The organism is Kitasatospora sp. LaBMicrA B282 (assembly GCF_050325825.1).
In the GTDB taxonomy this organism is placed as follows: Bacteria; Actinomycetota; Actinomycetes; order Streptomycetales; family Streptomycetaceae; genus Kitasatospora.
The window spans coordinates 1-17,177 of record NZ_JBNQTI010000050.1 but is presented as its reverse complement, the minus strand read 5'-3'; the positions used below and the strand labels follow the sequence as shown (position 1 = coordinate 17,177).

The following is a 17,177-nucleotide window of genomic DNA, read 5'->3' as shown; positions in this document are numbered from 1 at the left end:
GGGGGGGGCGGGGGGGGGGGAAAGGGGCGAGGGGGGAGGGTGGAAGAAATGGGGAGATAAAACCCCCCCCCCCCCCCCCCCGGGCCGGGCTGGGCCGGAACTGAGGCCGACTCAGGACTGACGCCAGCTCAGGACTGACGCCAGCTCAGGACTAACGCCGGGCCCAGGACTGACGTCGGCTCAGGACTGCGGCTGGAGCCGCCCGGCGAACCGCCGCTCGAAGCCGTCCCCGGTGTCGGCGGTCACCGCGTAGTCGTACCGCCCGGCGGCGGTCGCCGCCAGCACCTGCTCGGCGCTGCCGCCGGGCGCCACCGTCACCGTGCTCGGGGCCGAACCGGTGGCGCCGGTGGCGGTGTTGGGGCCGACGGTGAAGACCACCGGCCGGCCGCCCTGGTTGGTCAGGGTGAGCCGCACCCCGTCCGGCGCCTCCACCGAGGAGACCTCCGGGTGACCCTTGCCGCCGTCGCTCCAGGTCCGCACGTCGCCCTTGTAGCCGCGCAGGAAGCCGTCCGGTCCGTGCGCGTCGATGTCGTACGGGCCGCCGCTGACGCCCAGCGCGCTGAAGAAGTCGCTGACGCTGCCGCCGACCGGCAGGGTGTAGCGCCAGGCCCCGAACTGGCGGAAGTTCACCGCGTACATCGAGAGGCCCGCGCCCAGCGTGCCCAGGTTGTCCAGGGTGATCCAGAGCTGCCCGGTACCGGTGTCGGTGCGCGAGGAGGAGCCGAACCGGTAGCCGGTCGGCAGCGCGGGCCGGTCCCCCGGCTCCACCTGAGGCTGTTGCTGGACGACCGGCGGGAAGAGCGGCGGCAGCAGCAGCTTGTCCTGCTGGGCCAGGTCGGCCAGCAACTGCTTGGTGTCCGGCAGCGCCGGGAAGCTGCGGTCGCTGGTGGTGAAGTCGAAGGCCGACATCAGGTCACCGCAGACGGTGCGCCGCCAGGCGGAGATGTTGGGCTCCCGGACCCCGGTCCAGTTCTCCAGGAAGCGCAGCACCGACGTGTGGTCGAAGACCTCCGAGTTGACCCGCCCGCCACGGCTCCACGGCGAGATCACGATCATCGGCACCCGCGGGCCGAGGCCGATCGGCTGGCCGCCCACGAACTCGTCCGGGGTGCCGTCCGGCGCCACCGGCGGGACCACGTGGTCGAAGAAGCCGTCGTTCTCGTCGTAGTTGAGCAGCACGACCGTCTTCGCCCACACCTCCGGGTTGGCCGCCAGCGCGTTCAGCACCACCGAGGCGGTGAAGTCGGCGCCCTGGGCCGGCGGGTAGTTGGGGTGCTCGGACTGCGCGGTGGGGGCCACCACCCAGCTGACCGCGGGCAACCGGCCGGCCGCCACGTCGTTCGCGAAGTCGTCGGCGCCGGCCCGGGCCATGCCGCGCTGGTAGAGCGGGGAGTCGGTGGGCGCGGTCTGGAAGGACTTGAACCAGGCCAACGCGTTGTCGTCGAAGTTGTCCTGCTGCTGGTAGACCTTCCAGGAGATGCCCGCGGCCTGCAGCCGCTCCGGGTAGGTGGTCCAGGTGAAACCGGACTTCGTGTTGTCGGTGGCCGGGCCGCCGCCGGTGGCGCCCGGGTCGATCGTCCCGGACCAGAGGTAGAGCCGGTTCGGGTCGGTGGAGGTCATCGCCGAGCAGAAGTACTGGTCGCAGAGGGTGAAGTTGTCCGCGAGCGCGTACTGGAACGGGATGTCCTGGCGGCGGTAGTAGCCCATGGTGTACCAGGACTTGGCGGGCACCCAGTTGTTCCACTGCCCGTTGGCCCAGGCGCTGTGGGTGCCGTTCCAGGAGTGGTCCAGGTCGAAGATCCGCTGGGCGTCGCTGGTCGAGGTGTCCAGGTGCCAGGGCAGCAGGTCGGTGCCGCCCACCGTGCCGAGCAGCTTCTGGCGCAGCACGTCCGAGCCACCGGGGAAGCGGACCCGGGAGGTGTCGCCGTAGCCGCGGACACCGTTCAGGGTGCCGAAGTAGTGGTCGAAGGAGCGGTTCTCCTGCATCAGCACGACGACGTGCTCGACGTCGTCCAGGGTGCCGGGGGACGCGGGCGCGGCCAGCGCCTGCTGGACGGCGCCGGGCAGCGCGCCGAGGCCGAGCGCGGCACCGGAGGCGGCGGCCGAGCCGAGCAGGGCGCGGCGGGAGAGCGGGGACACGGGTCCTCCTGGGAGGGAGCGGAGTTGGCCGAGGGGGGTCGTACTCGCCGGTCGCTTACTTCCGGGTAGGGATGATTCCAGCGGAGGGTGAACACCGGAAGACCCGCGGACAGCGGTTGAGGTGTCTGTACATGTCGGCCACATCATGAGCACTACTCAGCTTGACCGAACGTCAGCGGATACACTCCGCCGCATGATGATCAAGCCCACCGTCCTGATCCAGGAGCACCCCGCGTTGAAGGCCTTCGGCCCGATCCCGCTGACCCCGCTGCCCTTCCCCAGCATCGTGGTGGCCAGCAGCGACGACCCGTACGCCGGCATCGAGCGCTCCCGCGCGTTCGCCGCCGGCTGGGGCTCGCGGCTGGTCGAGGTCGGCGCGCTGGGGCACGTCAACTCCGAATCCGGGCTGGGCGACTGGCCGCAGGGACGGGAACTGCTGGCCGAACTGACGAGTTGACGGATCATCAACCAGCCGGTCGGCCAGGAGGATCCCGTATGTCACTGCACGGCACCGCCGCCCACCTGGCGCTCGCCGGCCCCGCCAGGTCCAGCGGAGCCGAGCTGCCGCCGCTGGTCCGCCGCGCCCTGGCGGCTGCCGAGGCGCACGGCTTCGACCACTCCTGCCGGCCCGAACAGGGGCTGCTGATCCGCACCCTGGCCCAGGGCGCGGCCGGCCGGATCGGCGAGAGCGGCACCGGCTGTGGGGTGGGCCTGGCCTGGCTGGCCACCGGCGCACCGCCCGGGGTGCAGCTGGTCAGCGTGGAGCGGGACCCGGCGCGGGCCGCGGTGGCCGCCGCGGTCTTCGCCGACCAGCCGCAGGTGACGGTGGTCCACGGCGACTGGACCGAGCTCCACCGGCACGGGCCGTTCGACCTGCTGGTGCTGGACGGCGGCGGCCAGGGCAAGAACGGCGGCGCGGCGGCCGACCCGGTCCGACTGCTGAACCCCGGCGGCACGGTGGTGGTCGACGACTTCACCCCCGCCACCGGCTGGCCGCCGCTGCACGAGGGACGCCCCGACACCGCCCGCCTGCACTGGCTGGAGCACCCCGCCCTGCGCGCCGCCGAGCTGCGGCTGGCCGCGGACCTCAGCAGCGTGGTGGGCACCCGGCGCCACGACGCCCCGGGGCCGGCCGCCGGCGCCTGAACCGCACCGGCGACCGACGACCGGGGCCCGGGGGCCTGAGCCCGTCAGGCCGGCTCGGCGACCGGGGGGTGCAACGGGAAGTGACAGGCCGCGAGGTGGCCTGCCGCGCCGAAGGCCCGCAGCGGCGGTTCGGTGGTCGCGCAGAGCTGCTGGGCGGCCGCGCACCGGGTGCGGAACCGGCAGCCGGAGGGCGGGTCGATCGCCGAGGGCAGCTCACCGGCCACGCCGTGGCGGCTCTTGGCCTTCTCCACCAGCGGATCGGCCACCGGGATGGTGTCCAGCAGACCGCGGGTGTAGTGGTGCACCGGAAACGCGTACACCGACTCGGCCGGCCCGACCTCCACCAGCTTGCCCAGGTACATCACCCCGATCCGGTCGGCCAGGTAGCGCACCACCGACAGGTCGTGCGAGATGAACAGGTAGGAGAGCCCGAACTCGCCCTGCAGGTCCCGCATCAGGTTGAGCACCTGCGCCTGGATCGACACGTCCAGCGCCGAGACCGGCTCGTCCGCCACGATCAGCTTGGGCTGCAGCGCCAACGCCCGGGCCAGGCCGATGCGTTGACGCTGGCCGCCGGAGAACTCGTGCGGATAGCGCTCCAGCGCACTGCCGGGCAGGCCCACCACGTCGAGCAACTCCCGGATCCGGCCCTCGCGTTCGGCCGAACCGCCGACCTGGTGGATGTCCAGCGGCTCGCGCATGATGGACCGCACCGGCATCCGCGGGTTCATCGCCGCGTAGGAGTCCTGGAACATCAGCTGCACGTCCCGGCGCAGCCGGCGCCGCTCGGTCCGGGGCAGCCGTGCCAGGTCCTGCCCGGCGAAGAGCAGCCGGCCGCCGGTGGGTTTCTCCAGGCCGACGATGAGCTTGCCCACCGTGGTCTTGCCGCACCCGGACTCGCCGACCAGGCCGACCGTCTCGCCCCGGCCGACGGTCAGGTCCACGTTGGCCACCGCGCTGACCGCGCCCACCGCCCGGCGCAGCACCAGGCCGGCCGTGACCGGGTACTCCTTGGCCAGAGCCTCCACCCGCAGCAGCGGCTCGGCCGGCGCCGGCCGCCCGTCCACCGCGTCCACGGCGTCCACCGCGTCCACCGGGCCCGGCTGCGCCGGCACCGTGACCCGCAGCGGGCCCGCGGCGGCCACCGGCTCGGGGGCGGGCGCCGCGGACGGCAGTTCCGCTGCGCCGGAGGGCAGTTCGACCGCGCCGACCGGGAAGAAGCAGCTGTACCGGTGGCCCGGCAGCTCCCCGGTCAGCTGCGGCTCGCTCGCCCGGCAGGCGTCGGTGGCGTACCGGCAGCGCGGGGCGAACCGGCAGCCGGTCGGCGGGGCGGTGAGGTCCGGCGGCAGGCCCGGGATCGAGTAGAGCCGTTCGCCGGACGCCGCGCCGCGCTCGGGCAGCGAGGCGAACAGCGCCTCGGTGTACGGGTGCCGGGGGTTGGCGTAGAGCGCCTCGGTGCGGGTGGTCTCCACCACCTGCCCCGCGTACATCACCGCGATCTGGTCGGCCCGCCCGGCGATCACCCCGAGGTCGTGGGTGACCAGGATGACCGCCATCCCGAGCCGTTCCTTCAACTCGTCGATGAGCTCCAGGATCTGCTTCTGGATGGTGACGTCCAGCGCGGTGGTCGGCTCGTCGGCGAGCAGCAGCTTGGGCTCGTTCGCCAACGCCATGGCGATCATGGCGCGTTGGCGCATCCCGCCGGACAGCTCGTGCGGGTAGACCCCGGCCCGCTGCGCCGGGCTCGGCATGCCCACCAACGACAGTGCCTCGACCGCACGTTCGTGCGCCTCGCGCTTGGAGACTCCGCGGTGGATCCGCACCGACTCCGAGATCTGCCGGCCGATGGTCATGGTCGGGTTGAGCGAGGTGGTCGGGTCCTGGAAGATCATGCCGATCTCGTTGCCCCGGACCCGGTCCATCTCGTCGTCGGTGAGGGTGAGCAGGTCCCGCCCGTCCAGCCGCACCTGGCCGCCGACCACCTGGCCGCCGTTGGGCAGCAGTTGCATGATGGACATCACCGTCATGGTCTTGCCGCAGCCGGACTCACCGACGATGCCGAGGGTCTCCCCCACGTCCACGCTGAGGCTGATCCCGTCCAGCGCGTGGACCACCGAGTGCTTCAGCCGGATCTCGGTCCGTAGGTCGATCAGTTCGAGGAGTGCCACGGCTCACCGCTTCTGCAGACGGGTTTCGAAGGCGTCGCGCAGCGCGTCGCCGATCACGTTGAAGGAGAGGATGATCAGGATGATCAGCGCGGCCGGCGGGTAGATCATCCACCAGTAGCCCTGGGTGGCGAAGCTGGTGCCGACGTCCAGCATGCCGCCCAGGTCGTTGTTGGGCGCCTGGAGGCCGAGCCCGATGTAGCTGAGGGTGGAGAGCGCGAAGACGGCGTCGGCGATCGCGAACGTGGTGTTGACGATCGTGGTGCCGATGGTGTTCGGCAGGATGTGCTTGAAGACGATCCGCGGGCCGCCGGCCCCCATCATCCGGGAGGCGGCGACGTAGTCGCGCACCTTGACGGCCAGCGCCTCGCCGCGGACCAGGCGGGTGATGGCGAACCAGGAGGTGAAACCGACCTCCAGGATCAGCATCGTCTTGCTCTTCCCGTAGACGCTGCTCAGGTAGATCAGCAGGAAGATCAACGGGAACGACATCAGCGAGTCGATCACGCGCATCATCAGGGCGTCGATCCAGCCGCCCAGGTAGCCGGCCACCGCGCCGTAGACGGCGCCCGCGAAGGCGGCGATCAGCCCGGCGGCCAGCCCGATCTCCAGGCTGGTCTGGCCGCCGACCATCAGCTTGCCGAGTTCGTCGAGGCCGTCGTTGTCGGTGCCGAGCGGGTGCCCGCCGCCCGGCGCCCGGGTGACGACGTCCAGGTCCACCACCGTGGTGTCCGAGTGGTAGAACAGCGGGCCGAGGTAGCAGAAGGCCGCGATCGCCAGCAGCACGCCGACGGCGACCAGCGCCAGCTTGTTCTCGGCGAAGACCTCCCAGCCGCGCCGCAGCAACGAGCGGCCCGGTCCGACCGGTTCCATCCCCGGCGCCGCCCCGGCGGGCGGGCCGGCCGGCGGCTCGGCGGGTGGCTCGGTCGGCGGGTCGGCCGGCGGTTCGGTGGTCGTCGTCATCAGGTGAACCTCACTCGTGGGTCCAGCACCGCGTAGCCGAGGTCGGCCAGCAGCGACCCGATCACCGTGGCCACCGCGGTCACCAGGGTCGCCGCGAGCGTGATGCTGTAGTCGTTCTGCAGCGCGGCCCGGGTGGTCAGCAGGCCGACGCCCTGGATGTTGAAGACGTACTCGACGATCAGCGCGCCGCCGACCAGCGCCGGCATCGACAGGCCCACCAGGGTGACCATCGGGATCAGCGCGTTGCGCAGCACGTGCGCGTAGAGCGTGCGGCTGCGGGAGGCGCCCTTGGCCTTGGCGGTCCGCACGTACTCCTGGGTGATCTGGTCCAGCACGCCGGAGCGCATGTACCGGCTGTAGCCGGCCACCGTGGTGATGGTCAGGGTGAGCACCGGCAGGCAGATCGCCTCGGGATGGGTGAGCGCCTGCCCGAAGCTGGCCACCTGGTTCTGCACCGAGACCCACTTGAGGTCGTCCTCGAACCACTGCTGGATCAGGAAGCCGAGGAAGAAGGTCGGCACCCCGTAGGCGACGAAGGAGAAGACCGTGAAGGCGTGGTCCACCAGGGTGTTGCGCCGGGTCGCCTGGATCATGCCCACCGGCACCGCGATCAGCAGCGCGAGCAGCAGCGCGGCGCCGACGATGAAGGCGGAGGCGCCGAGCGCGTTGAACAGCAGGTCGGAGACCGGGCGTTGCTGGGTGTAGTCGAAGCCCAGGTCACCGTGGAGCAGGCCGTCCAGCCAGTTCCAGTACTGCACGTAGACCGGGCGGTCCAGGCCCATCTGGTGGGTGAGGTGGGCGATGTTGTCCGGGGTGGCGTGCGTGCCGAGGATCGCGCGCACCGGGCCGCCCGGCATGAGCCGCATCAGGCCGAACGAGATGACGGTGACCAGCAGCACCGTCACCAGGGCCTGGAGCAGCCGACGGAAGAGGTAGGCGGTCACCGCGTCCCCCCGAGGAGGGACGCGGTGACCCGGTCAGCCGCGGTCGTCATTTGGTGTAGTACCAGTACTCCGGCTCGTACCCCTGGAACGGGTCGCCCGCGTCCACGTGCAGGTTCTTGACCCCCACGTAGACGGTGAGCGGGTTGGGGTTGTAGATCACCGGCTGGTCGCCCGCGATGTAGTCCTCGTAGGCGTACATGTCGTTGATGTCGCTGCCGGTGGTGGTCTTGACGATCAGCTGGTCCAGCTTGGGGTCGGAGAAGCTCCAGACGTTCGGGCCGGCCCCGGTGGCGAAGAGCGCGTCACCCGTCGGGTAGTAGTCGGGCGAGTAGACCCAGCCGCCGTAGAGCAGCGCCTGCCACTGGCAGCCGGCCGGCTGGGCCGGGGTGCAGGCCACGCCCTCGTTGCCGATGGTGTTCTGGGTCTGGCTGACCGTGTTGATGGCGATCCCGGCCTTGGCCGCGTCGGAGCGCATGTCGGCCGCCAGGGTGTCCAGCGCGGCCTGCCCGGACGGGTAGTCCAGGGTGAACGAGGCCTTGGTGCCCGCCGCGATGCCGGCCCCGCACTGGTTCGGGCCGGTGCCCGGCGAGGTGCAGGTGGCCGGGGAGCTGCCGGTGTCCCAGCCGTGGCTGGTGAGCAGTTGCTTGGCGGCGGCGGTGTCGTAGACGGCCTGCTCGGACTGGCTCTTCGGGGAGAGCGGGTTGCCGGCCGGCTTGGCGGGCACGGCGCCGGTGGACGGGTAGCCCCAGCCCTTGTAGATGCCGTTGATGATGCCCTGCTGGTCCACCGTGTCCTGGATCGCCTTGGTGAAGTACGGCTGCTTGAACAGCGGGCCGACGTTCGCGTTGGCGAAGTTGATCTGGTAGTACGAGATCTCGTCCAGGTAGGTGGGGTTGATCACGTAGTAGCCGGCGCCGGCCAGCGGGTTGCCGGCGTTCGGGTCCTTGGCGTTGAACGGCGCGGTGTCCTCGGGCGGCAGGTAGCCGTAGTCGATGGCGTTGGCGCTGCTGCTGCCGGCCTTCAGGTCCGCGTACTCGGCGGTGTCCGCGGTGTAGGGGACGAAGTCGACCTCGTCCAGGTACGGCTTCTGCGGGCCGGAGTAGGCGGTGTTGGGCACCACGTCGTAGGCGCCGGAGCTGCCGTTGTAGCTCTTCAGCTGCCACGGCCCGTCGACCACGGACCAGATGGGGCTGCCCACCCAGTCGGCGCCCTTGATGGACTCCGCGCTGAGGTAGGCGTAGTCGGCCGCGCAGTCGGTCTTCGCGGCGTCCGACCCGAACGCGTCGGTCGCGCAACTGCCCTTCTTGCCCGGACCGGTGAGGTCCCAGGCGAGCGCCATCGGGGTGACCTGACTGAGCTCGTCGTCCAGGAACCAGGTCTGGTTGACCGGGGTGTTCAGGGTCAGCGTCAGGGTCTGGCCGGCGGCGGTGGCGCTGGCTATGTCGTCGGGGAAGTACTTCGCGCCGATGGAGGCGTTCGGCGGCGTGTAGTACGCACTGTTGGCGGTCTCCGCCACGGCCATGTTGATCCAGAACAGCACGTCCTGGGCGTCGACCGGCTCGCCGTTGGACCACTTCCAGGACTTCAGCTGGATGGTGACGGTCTTGCCGTCCGCGCTCCAGGTGGGGGCGTTGCCGATCGAGACGTCGGCGTCCAGGGAGACCTTGTCGTCCAGTCCCCAGTAGTACAGCGGCCGGTACATCAACTGCTGGAACTGGCTGGTGTTCACCGTCGTGACCTGCGCCGGGGTGTCGAACGCCCAGATCGCGTTGGGGAAGGTGGACGGCGCCTCGGCGACCCGGACCACCCCGCCGTGGGTCGGCGTACCCGTCGGGCCGGCGCCCTGGCCGCCTCCGCCTCCGCCGCCACTGCTGCTACTGCACGCCGCGACGGTCGCCGCCGCCGCGAGCAGCACCGCCGCCTTCCGCACCCTCCGTGGCCCCACCGACATCGCCATGCTGGACACGCTCCTCTCCCACCGACGAAGGACGACGCCCGCCGACCGCCGTCACCGGGACGGCGGTCATCGCGCGTTCGCTCGCGGGCTCGACGGCTCCGGCGCAGCAGCGGGCACCCCCGCGGGGCCGGCCCGGGCTTGCAGATCGCCGATCGAGTCACCGCACGTGGCACTGTTCTGACGTGCTCTCGGACCGGGGGTCGACACGATCCGGGCACGCCCGGCCCGGCGCGGGCCCCACCGGGACCACCGCCTCCGCCAGGTACCCCTGACCTCGAACCCCCCTGTTCCGCTACCTAGTTAGACCGATATCCGGGACAGAGAGAAGAGCCGGGACGGACTCCGACCGATCACGTTTCCATCAAGGATGCTCACGGAACGCAACCAGTCACAGGAGTGCACGGGCGTCACTCACTCCGGCCGGCCCACTGGGCACACGGAGCCACGACCGGAACACGGGTGTCCGGATGGCGGGCGGATCCGCCTCCTCGCGGCGCCGTTCGCCACCCGGCGGGCGGTGGGCGGCTGGCGGCTGGCGGCTACGGACGGGTGAAGGTCAGGTGGGTGACGCCGCTGGGGGTGGAGACGGACTCGACGGTGAACCGGTGGTCGAGGTCTTCCAGGCCGTCCCAGAGGCGGACGCCGCGGCCCAGCACGATCGGGACGATCACCACGTGCAGGTGGTCGACCAGGTCCGCGGCCAGGAAGTCGCGCACCGTGGCGGGTCCGCCGCCGATCCGCACGTCCAGGTCGCCGGCGGCCTCGCGGGCCCGCTGCAGGGCCTCCTGCGGGGTGGCGTCGAGGAAGTGGAAGGTGGTCCCGCCCGCCATCTCCAGGCTCGGGCGGAGGTGGTGGGTGAGCACGAAGACCGGGGTGTGGAACGGCGGGTTCTCGCCCCACCAGCCCTGCCACGCGTGGTCCGTCCAGGGCCCGCGCTGCGGCCCGAACTTGTTCCGCCCCATGATCTCGGCGCCGATGCCGGAGCTCCAGGCGGCCGCGATGGCGTCGTCCGCACCGGTGCTGCCGCCCGGCGCGCCGGTCATGCCGCGGAAGGTCCTGGTGCCGAAGAACCACTCGTGCAGCCGCTGCCCCGCGTGGCCGAACGGCGCCTCCAGGCTCTGCCCCTCGCCGGTCGCGAAGCCGTCCAGGGAGACGCAGAAGTTGTGCACGCGCACGCGGGACATGACCGGGCCCTCCTGCCGCTGGCCGCACGCGGTCGCCGATCGCCACCGCGCCTGCGCTGTGAGCATAGGACCCGGCCGGCCGGTCGCGAGGGACCTGCGGCGGGGAGTCGGCGATTCGTCGAGTTGACGATTCGGCGACAGCGTCTGTGCACGGACGGCACGCTTCTGACACCGGATCACCATCTGACATGGCTGGGCTGAATGATCAATCCCAGCCACACCCACCACAGCTGACACACCTTCGGGCTAATCTCAGCCCATGTCTGCTGACGATCGACGCAACGCCGCACCGGCGCCGCCCGCCTTCCAGCCCCTCCAGCCGGAGGACCCGACCGAAGTGGCGGGCTACCAGCTGTACGCACGGCTCGGCGCCGGCGGCATGGGCCGGGTCTACCTCTCCTACACCCCCGGCGGCCGCCCGGTGGCCCTCAAGGTGGTCCGCCCCGAGTTCGCCGAGGACTCCGAGTTCCGCGACCGGTTCACCCAGGAGGTGACCAACGCCCAGCGGATCCACGGCCTGTACACCGCCCAGGTGATCGACGCCGGCACCGAGGACGACACCCCCTGGCTGGTCACCGCCTACGTGCCCGGCCCCTCGTTGCAGCAGGTGGTGCGCGAGAACGGCGCCCTGCCGGTGCGCACCGTGCTGCTGCTGCTCGGCGGCATCGCCGAGGCGCTGCAGGCGATCCACAGCGTCAACGTGGTGCACCGCGACCTCAAGCCCGCCAACGTGCTGGTCGCGGCCGACGGCCCGCGGGTGATCGACTTCGGCATCGCCCGGGCCGCCGACGCCACCGGGCTGACCGGCACCGGCTTCCGGATCGGCTCGCCCGCCTTCATGGCCCCCGAGCAGGCCCTGGGCAAGGCCGTCACCCCCGCCACCGACGTCTTCGCGCTGGGCGCGCTGGCCGCCTACGTGGCGAGCGGCGTGCAGCCGTTCGGCGAGGGCCCGGAGACCGCGGTGCTCTACCGGGTGGTGCACGAGCCGCCGGAGCTGGACGGGGTGCCCACCGAGCTGCGCGCACTGCTGGAGCGCTGCCTGGCCAAGGCGCCCGAGGACCGGCCCACGCCGGCCGAGGTCATCGAGATCGCCCGCAACCACCCCGAGGTCGGCGGGCAGTTGCGGTTCGCCGACGACTGGCTGCCGGCGCCGGTGAACAACGAGATCACCCGGCGCGCCGAGCTGCCCAGGAACCTGCCGACCCCCACCGTGCTGTCGACGACGCTCTCGCCCGGTGCGTCCGAGCCGACCTCGGCGCCGGTGCCGCCGCCGGCGCCCCACGAGGCGCCCACCCGGCTGCGGCAGTCGGAGCCGACCGTTCCGCTCGCCGGAACGGCACCGGCCCCGGCGGCGGTCCCCGCGGCGGCTCCGGCGGCGGCTCCCGCGGAGCCGCCGGCCAAGGCCGGCGGCATCTCCTGGAAGACCCTGCTGGCCGTCGCCGTGGTGGTGGCGCTCGGCGGCACGCTGGTCGGGGTGCTGCTGACCAAGAGCGACAAGTCGACCAGCAGCAGCGGCACCGTGGCCCAGACCCCGGCCGCCGCGAAGTCCGCGGCCGCGCCGACCACCCCGGCCGCGCCCACGACTGCCGCCGCCAGTGCAGCCGCGAACGCGCCCGCCGGCGCGGCCAGCGGCACGCCCAGCGCGCCCGCCGCGAGCGCGGGAAGCTACACGCCGGTGGTGAGCAAGGCCGAACTGAGCATCCCGGCCAGCGACTTCGCCAGCGAGGCGTACCAGGTCGAGCTGGTCGACGGCAAGACGGTCCCCGGCGTCGACACCCCCAAGTGGGGCCTCAACCTGACCCACCAGAGCCCCGGCGGCAGCGCGGCGGGCGACTCCTTCAGCGCGACCGGCTACGACCTCTCCGACTTCGCCGTCCTGACCGACCCGGCATCCACACCGGCCCAGTGCAACGCCGCGATCGACTCCCAGCCCGAAGCCAACGTCGGCTTCGCCCAGGTGAACGGCGGCCGACTGCTCTGCATACGCGACCGCGGCACCAAGAGCATCGCCATCGCGACCATCGAGAGCGCCGACCCCCAGACCGGCGCGGTCAAGCTCTCGGTGAGCACCTGGCAGGTCAGCTCCTGACCCAGCCTGTGGTCCCCCTCGCTGCGCCCCACCGGCCGCCACCACCCGGTGGGGCGCAGCGCTGCCGGGCGGGAGCCCGACGTGGCGGGAGTACTGGACAGCCCCGGGCCGGACGCGGAGCACGACGCCGTGCTGCTGCAGGACCCAGAGGGCAACGAGTTCTGCGTCGCCCAGTCCCCACGACCAACTAAGGTGATCATCGTATCGAACTGATTGCCGAGGGTTACGGGGGCAGGGGTGCCCTGGGGGGTGGTGGGGCGTGGCTGACTCGTATCAGGTGGATCCGAACGCGCTGGGCAACACGGCGAAGGGCATCAACGATGCGATCGCCGAGCTGAAGAAGTTGGGCATCGACGAGGCCGCCGAACAGGGCCGGGGCTTCTCCGGCCTGGAGCTGACGGGCATGCAGGTGGGCAACGAGGGCCTGCGGTCGGCGTTCAGCGACTTCTGCGAGCGGTGGAGCTGGGGCGTGCGCACGCTGGTGCACGACGGCACCGAGATCGCCACCCGGCTGGGTCTGTCCGCGGACAAGTACTACGACCAGGAGCAGTACGCCTCGGGCGTGCTCAAGGACGTGGTCAACGCGGCGATCGGCAACCCGGACCTCACCCAGGACCAGGTGGAGAGCCAGTCCTGGAGCCAGGTCTGGGGCGACAACCCGTACACCCAGGTCGAGAACGCCGACTACTCCAAGGCCTCGTTCGACAAGGCCGCCGCCGACTCGAGGGCGACCTGGAAGGCGGAGGGCAAGGACGTGGTGGACAACATGCCGCTGCCCGGCTTCCCGATGGTCGCCAAGTCGATCGAGCAGCAGGTGGGGGGCAAGGGCTGATGGGGGTCCTGGACGATATCGGTGACGGTCTCGAGGGTCTGTACAAGGACGGGAAGAAGGGTTTCGGGAAGACTGTCGATCAGGTTTCCCATGTGGTGGGTGACGGGCTCGACCTGGTCGGTCTGCATGATGCGGCCAAGGCGGTCGACAATTTCGGTGACGGCGTCGCCGATGACATGGGTGCGCAGGTCGGTGAGAAGCAGCTGGGTGATTCGGATGATCCGAAGGATCTGGTGCATGGTGATGCGAAGGCCGTGAAGGATGCGGCGGACAAGCTGGGCACGTTTCACGACGCGTTCGAGGAGACCGGCGGCGGCCTGCAGGCGATGGATTCCGCGCACTGGCAGGGGGCGGCGGCCGATGCGTTCCGGGCGAAGTTCGAGCCGCACCCGCGTCTGTGGTTGACGGCGGCCGATGCGTGTTCGGCGGCGGCGACCGCGTTGGCGGGGTTCGCCACGACCATCACGTGGGCGCAGGATCAGGCGAAGCAGGCGATCGATGCGTACAACGCGGCGAAGAAGGCCTACAAGCAGGCGCAGGACAGCTACAACGCGAGCGTCGACAGCTACAACACGGCGATCAAGTCCTACAACGCGGCGGTGAAGGCGAACCAGGATCCGGGGGCGAAGCCGACCGATCCCGGTGACTTCCATGATCCGACGACCAGCCAGGTCTCCCATGCCCGGGACCTGTTGCGCGGCGCCCGGGCGGCGCGTGATGCGGCGGCCGCCAGCGCCGCTGCCGCGCTGAAGACCGCGACCGGAACGGCGCCGGCGGAGCCGAGTTTCAGCCAGCGGATGAAGCTGGACTCGGTCGACCTGGCCGAGGGCGGGGTGACCGGCGTGACCCACGTCTACGGCGGGCTGGCCAAGGGTGCGGCGGACATCGTGGACTTCGGGCGCAGCATGAACCCGATGGACCTCTACAACATCACCCACCCGGCGACGTACTTGGATCACCTGAACAGCGTGGCGGCCGGTTTGGTGCACGCGGAGTTCCATCCGACCGACGTGGTGAAGAGCATCGTCGGCTCGGGTTGGGGGTCGGATCCGTTCGAGGCGGGCGGCAAGTTCCTCACCAACGTGGCCTTCGGCGCGCTGACCGACGGTGGCGGGGAGGTGGCGGCCACCGAGGACGCGGCGAAGGCCGCCGTGGACGGCGCGGGCAAGGACACCGCGGCGGGCGGGGCGGGCCGTGACGCGGTCAAGGACCCGGACGTGAACGGGCGTAATCCCGGCGATCGGGTGTGCGACGGTGACCCGATCGACATGGCCACCGGTTTCATGACGCTCAGTCAGACCGATGCGCATCTGGCGGGTGTGTTGCCGCTGTTGTTCAGCCGGACTCACGACTCGCATTACCGGGCGGGGCGTTGGTTGGGCCCGACGTGGGTGTGCACGTTGGACGAGCGGTTGGAGGTCGATGCCGAGGGCGTGGTGCTGCTGCGTGCGGATGGCATCGTGCTGGCCTACCCGCACCCGGCGCCGGGTGCGCCGACGCTGCCGGTCACCGGTGCGCGCTGGCCGTTGGCTGTGGATGCGGAGGGCTGTTATACCGTCACCGACCCGGCCACGGGCCACGTTCGCACGTTCACGGTCGACCCGGCCAACCCGGCGCTGGCGCCCATCGACTCGCTCACCGACCGTGCCGGTCACCAGCTGGTCTTCGAGTACGACCACGACGGCACCCCCAGGGGTATCCGGCACTCCGCCGGCTATCACCTGGAAGTCGAGGTCGTCGACTTCCGCATCACCGCGCTGCGCGCCGGCGGTGTGGATCTGGTCCGCTACGGCTACACCGACGGCCACCTCGCCGAGGTCGTCAACTCCTCCGGCCTGCCGCTGCGTTTCGAGTACGACCAGGCGGGCCGGATGACGGCCTGGATTGACCGCAACGACTCCCGCTACACCTACGCCTACGACGAGAAGGACCGCTGCACCTCCCAGGGCGGCGCGAACGGGCACCTGAGCTGGAGCTACCAGTACCACCCCGCTCTGACCCTGGCCACCGACTCACTCGGCGCCGTGAACCGCTACGAGGTCAACGGGCGCCACCAGATCACCGCCCACACCGACCCACTCGGCCACACCACCCGCTTCACCCGCGACACCTTCCACCGCCTGCTGTCGGTGACCGACCCGCTCGGGCGCACCACCGCCTTCGCGTACGACGCGGCGGGCAACCTGCTCACCGTCACCCGCCCCGACGGCGCCCGCTCCCACGCCACCTACAACACCCTCAACCAGCCCCTCACCGTGGCCGAGGCCGACGGCACCACCTGGCACCAGAGCTACGACACCACCGGCAACCGCACCTCACTCACCGATCCCGCCGGTGCCACCACCCGCTTCGCCTACGACAGTGCTGGTCATCTCACCACGGTCACCGACGCGCTCGGTCACACCACCCACCTCCGGTGCGACGCGGCCGGACTCGCCCTGAGCGCCACCGACCCGCGAGGTGCCACCACCAGCTACCGGCGCGATGCGCTGGGCCGCCTGGCCGCCATCACCGACCCCGTCGGCGCAACCACCCACCTGACCTGGAGCCAGGAGGGCCACCTCACCTCCCGCACCACCCCCGACGGCGCCACCGAGACCTGGACCCACGACGGCGAGGGCAACACCCTCACCCACACCGACCAACTCGGCGCCACCACCACCTACGAGTACACCGACTTCGACCTCCTGACCGCCCGCACCACCCCCGACGGCCTACGCCACACCTTCACCCACGACACCGAACTACGCCTGGTCCAGGTCACCAACCCCCAAGGCCTCACCTGGACCTACCACCACGACCCCGCCGGCCGCATCATCGCCGAAACCGACTTCGACCAGCGCACCCTCACCTACACCCACGACCCAGCCGGACGCCTCACCGCCCGCACCAACGGCCTGGGCCAGCGCATCACCTACGACTACGACCAACTCGACAACCTCACCACCAAGAACACCGCCGGCACCCTCACCCACTACACCCACGACACCCTCGGCCGACTGATCACCGCCACCAACCCCTCCGTCCACCTCACCCGCACCCACGACACCCTGGGCCGCCTACTCACCGAGACCGTCAACGGCCGCACCCTCACCAACACCTACGACCTCCTGGGCCGCCGCACCTCCCGCACCACCCCCACCGCCACCCACAGCACCTTCACCCACGACTTGGCCGGAAACCCGGCCACCCTCACCACCGCCGGCAACACCATCACCTTCGACCGCGACGCCGCCGGACGCGAAACCACCCGCCACCTCCCCCAGCACCTCACCCTCACCACCACCTGGGACACCACCCACCGCCTCACCAGCCAAACCCTCACCACCCAAACTCCCCCTGGCGCCGACACCCCCACCACCCTCCAGCACCGCGCCTACCAGTACCGCGCCGACGGCACCCTGACCGCCCTCCACGACCAGCACACCGGCACCCGCCGCTTCGACCACGACGGCGCCGGCCGCGTCACCGCCGTCCACGCCACCAACTGGAGCGAGCGCTACGCCTACGACGACGCCGGCAACCTCACCCACGCCACCTGGCCCACCCGCGACACCAGCACCCAAGGCGAACGCACCTACAACGGCACCCGCATCACCCGCGCCGGCCGCACCCGCTACACCCACGACGCCCAGGGCCGCGTCACCACCCGCCGCCACACCACCCTCTCCGGCCGCACCGACACCTGGCACTACACCTGGGACCCCGAAGACCGCCTCACCACCGTCACCACCCCCGACGGCACCGACTGGCACTAC

Annotated in this window: 11 protein-coding genes; 5 read left to right on the top strand and 6 right to left on the bottom strand. The window is 71.2% G+C overall.

Annotated features, from left to right (window positions below; genetic code table 11):
• Positions 1-180: 180 nt before the first annotated feature.
• Positions 181-2,139: a phosphocholine-specific phospholipase C gene (locus tag ACQRUO_RS16435; RefSeq protein ID WP_428316659.1), complete on the bottom strand. Its 1,959-nt coding sequence runs from the start codon at positions 2,137-2,139 to the stop codon at positions 181-183.
• A 193-nt stretch (positions 2,140-2,332) separates the two neighbouring features.
• Between ACQRUO_RS16435 and ACQRUO_RS16430 the strand changes: the two genes are divergently transcribed.
• On the top strand, positions 2,333-2,596 hold the full coding sequence (locus ACQRUO_RS16430; protein WP_428316658.1) for an RBBP9/YdeN family alpha/beta hydrolase: 264 nt from the start codon (positions 2,333-2,335) through the stop codon (positions 2,594-2,596).
• A gap of 38 nt (positions 2,597-2,634) precedes the next feature.
• Positions 2,635-3,285: an O-methyltransferase gene (locus ACQRUO_RS16425; protein ID WP_428316657.1), complete on the top strand. Its 651-nt coding sequence runs from the start codon at positions 2,635-2,637 to the stop codon at positions 3,283-3,285.
• Positions 3,286-3,329: 44 nt separating this feature from the next.
• On the opposite strand, the gene ACQRUO_RS16420 is transcribed toward ACQRUO_RS16425, so the two are convergent.
• The 5 genes from ACQRUO_RS16420 to ACQRUO_RS16400 form a co-directional block, all read right to left on the bottom strand.
• Positions 3,330-5,453 (bottom strand): dipeptide ABC transporter ATP-binding protein, encoded by a 2,124-nt coding sequence (locus ACQRUO_RS16420; RefSeq protein WP_428316656.1) that lies wholly within the window; start codon positions 5,451-5,453, stop codon positions 3,330-3,332.
• Between the two features lie 3 nt (positions 5,454-5,456).
• Positions 5,457-6,413, bottom strand: coding sequence for an ABC transporter permease (locus ACQRUO_RS16415; protein ID WP_428316655.1), 957 nt, complete (start codon positions 6,411-6,413; stop codon positions 5,457-5,459).
• Entirely contained in the window at positions 6,413-7,357 is a 945-nt protein-coding gene (locus ACQRUO_RS16410) for an ABC transporter permease (RefSeq protein ID WP_428316654.1), read from the bottom strand. Before ACQRUO_RS16410 ends, ACQRUO_RS16415 begins: the two co-directional genes overlap by 1 nt.
• 46 nt (positions 7,358-7,403) lie before the next feature.
• Positions 7,404-9,314 (bottom strand): ABC transporter substrate-binding protein, encoded by a 1,911-nt coding sequence (locus ACQRUO_RS16405; protein ID WP_428316653.1) that lies wholly within the window; start codon positions 9,312-9,314, stop codon positions 7,404-7,406.
• A gap of 539 nt (positions 9,315-9,853) precedes the next feature.
• Positions 9,854-10,498 carry a dihydrofolate reductase family protein gene (locus tag ACQRUO_RS16400; RefSeq protein WP_428316652.1) on the bottom strand — a complete coding sequence of 215 codons (645 nt, stop codon included), beginning with the start codon at positions 10,496-10,498 and terminating at the stop codon, positions 9,854-9,856.
• Positions 10,499-10,757: 259 nt separating this feature from the next.
• Here ACQRUO_RS16400 and ACQRUO_RS16395 point away from each other — a divergent pair, with 259 nt between their 5' ends.
• The 3 genes from ACQRUO_RS16395 to ACQRUO_RS16385 all read left to right on the top strand — a co-directional run.
• Complete coding sequence (locus ACQRUO_RS16395) at positions 10,758-12,587, top strand: serine/threonine-protein kinase (RefSeq protein ID WP_428316651.1); 1,830 nt, start codon at positions 10,758-10,760, stop codon at positions 12,585-12,587.
• A gap of 259 nt (positions 12,588-12,846) precedes the next feature.
• Positions 12,847-13,419 carry a hypothetical protein gene (locus ACQRUO_RS16390; RefSeq protein WP_428316650.1) on the top strand — a complete coding sequence of 191 codons (573 nt, stop codon included), beginning with the start codon at positions 12,847-12,849 and terminating at the stop codon, positions 13,417-13,419.
• Positions 13,419-17,177 (top strand): putative T7SS-secreted protein (locus ACQRUO_RS16385; RefSeq protein WP_428316649.1); only part of this gene is annotated, 3,759 nt, incomplete at its 3' end. The genes ACQRUO_RS16390 and ACQRUO_RS16385, both read left to right, overlap by 1 nt.

What these genes read in the sequence shown, in the direction of transcription:
- ACQRUO_RS16430 (WP_428316658.1), top strand. Translation starts at nt 2,333, where the DNA reads ATGATGATCAAGCCCACCGTCCTGATCCAGGAGCACCCCGCGTTGAAG.
- ACQRUO_RS16425 (WP_428316657.1), top strand. Translation starts at nt 2,635, where the DNA reads ATGTCACTGCACGGCACCGCCGCCCACCTGGCGCTCGCCGGCCCCGCC.
- ACQRUO_RS16415 (WP_428316655.1), bottom strand. Translation starts at nt 6,413, where the DNA reads ATGACGACGACCACCGAACCGCCGGCCGACCCGCCGACCGAGCCACCC.
- ACQRUO_RS16405 (WP_428316653.1), bottom strand. Translation starts at nt 9,314, where the DNA reads ATGGCGATGTCGGTGGGGCCACGGAGGGTGCGGAAGGCGGCGGTGCTG.
- ACQRUO_RS16400 (WP_428316652.1), bottom strand. Translation starts at nt 10,498, where the DNA reads ATGTCCCGCGTGCGCGTGCACAACTTCTGCGTCTCCCTGGACGGCTTC.
- ACQRUO_RS16395 (WP_428316651.1), top strand. Translation starts at nt 10,758, where the DNA reads ATGTCTGCTGACGATCGACGCAACGCCGCACCGGCGCCGCCCGCCTTC.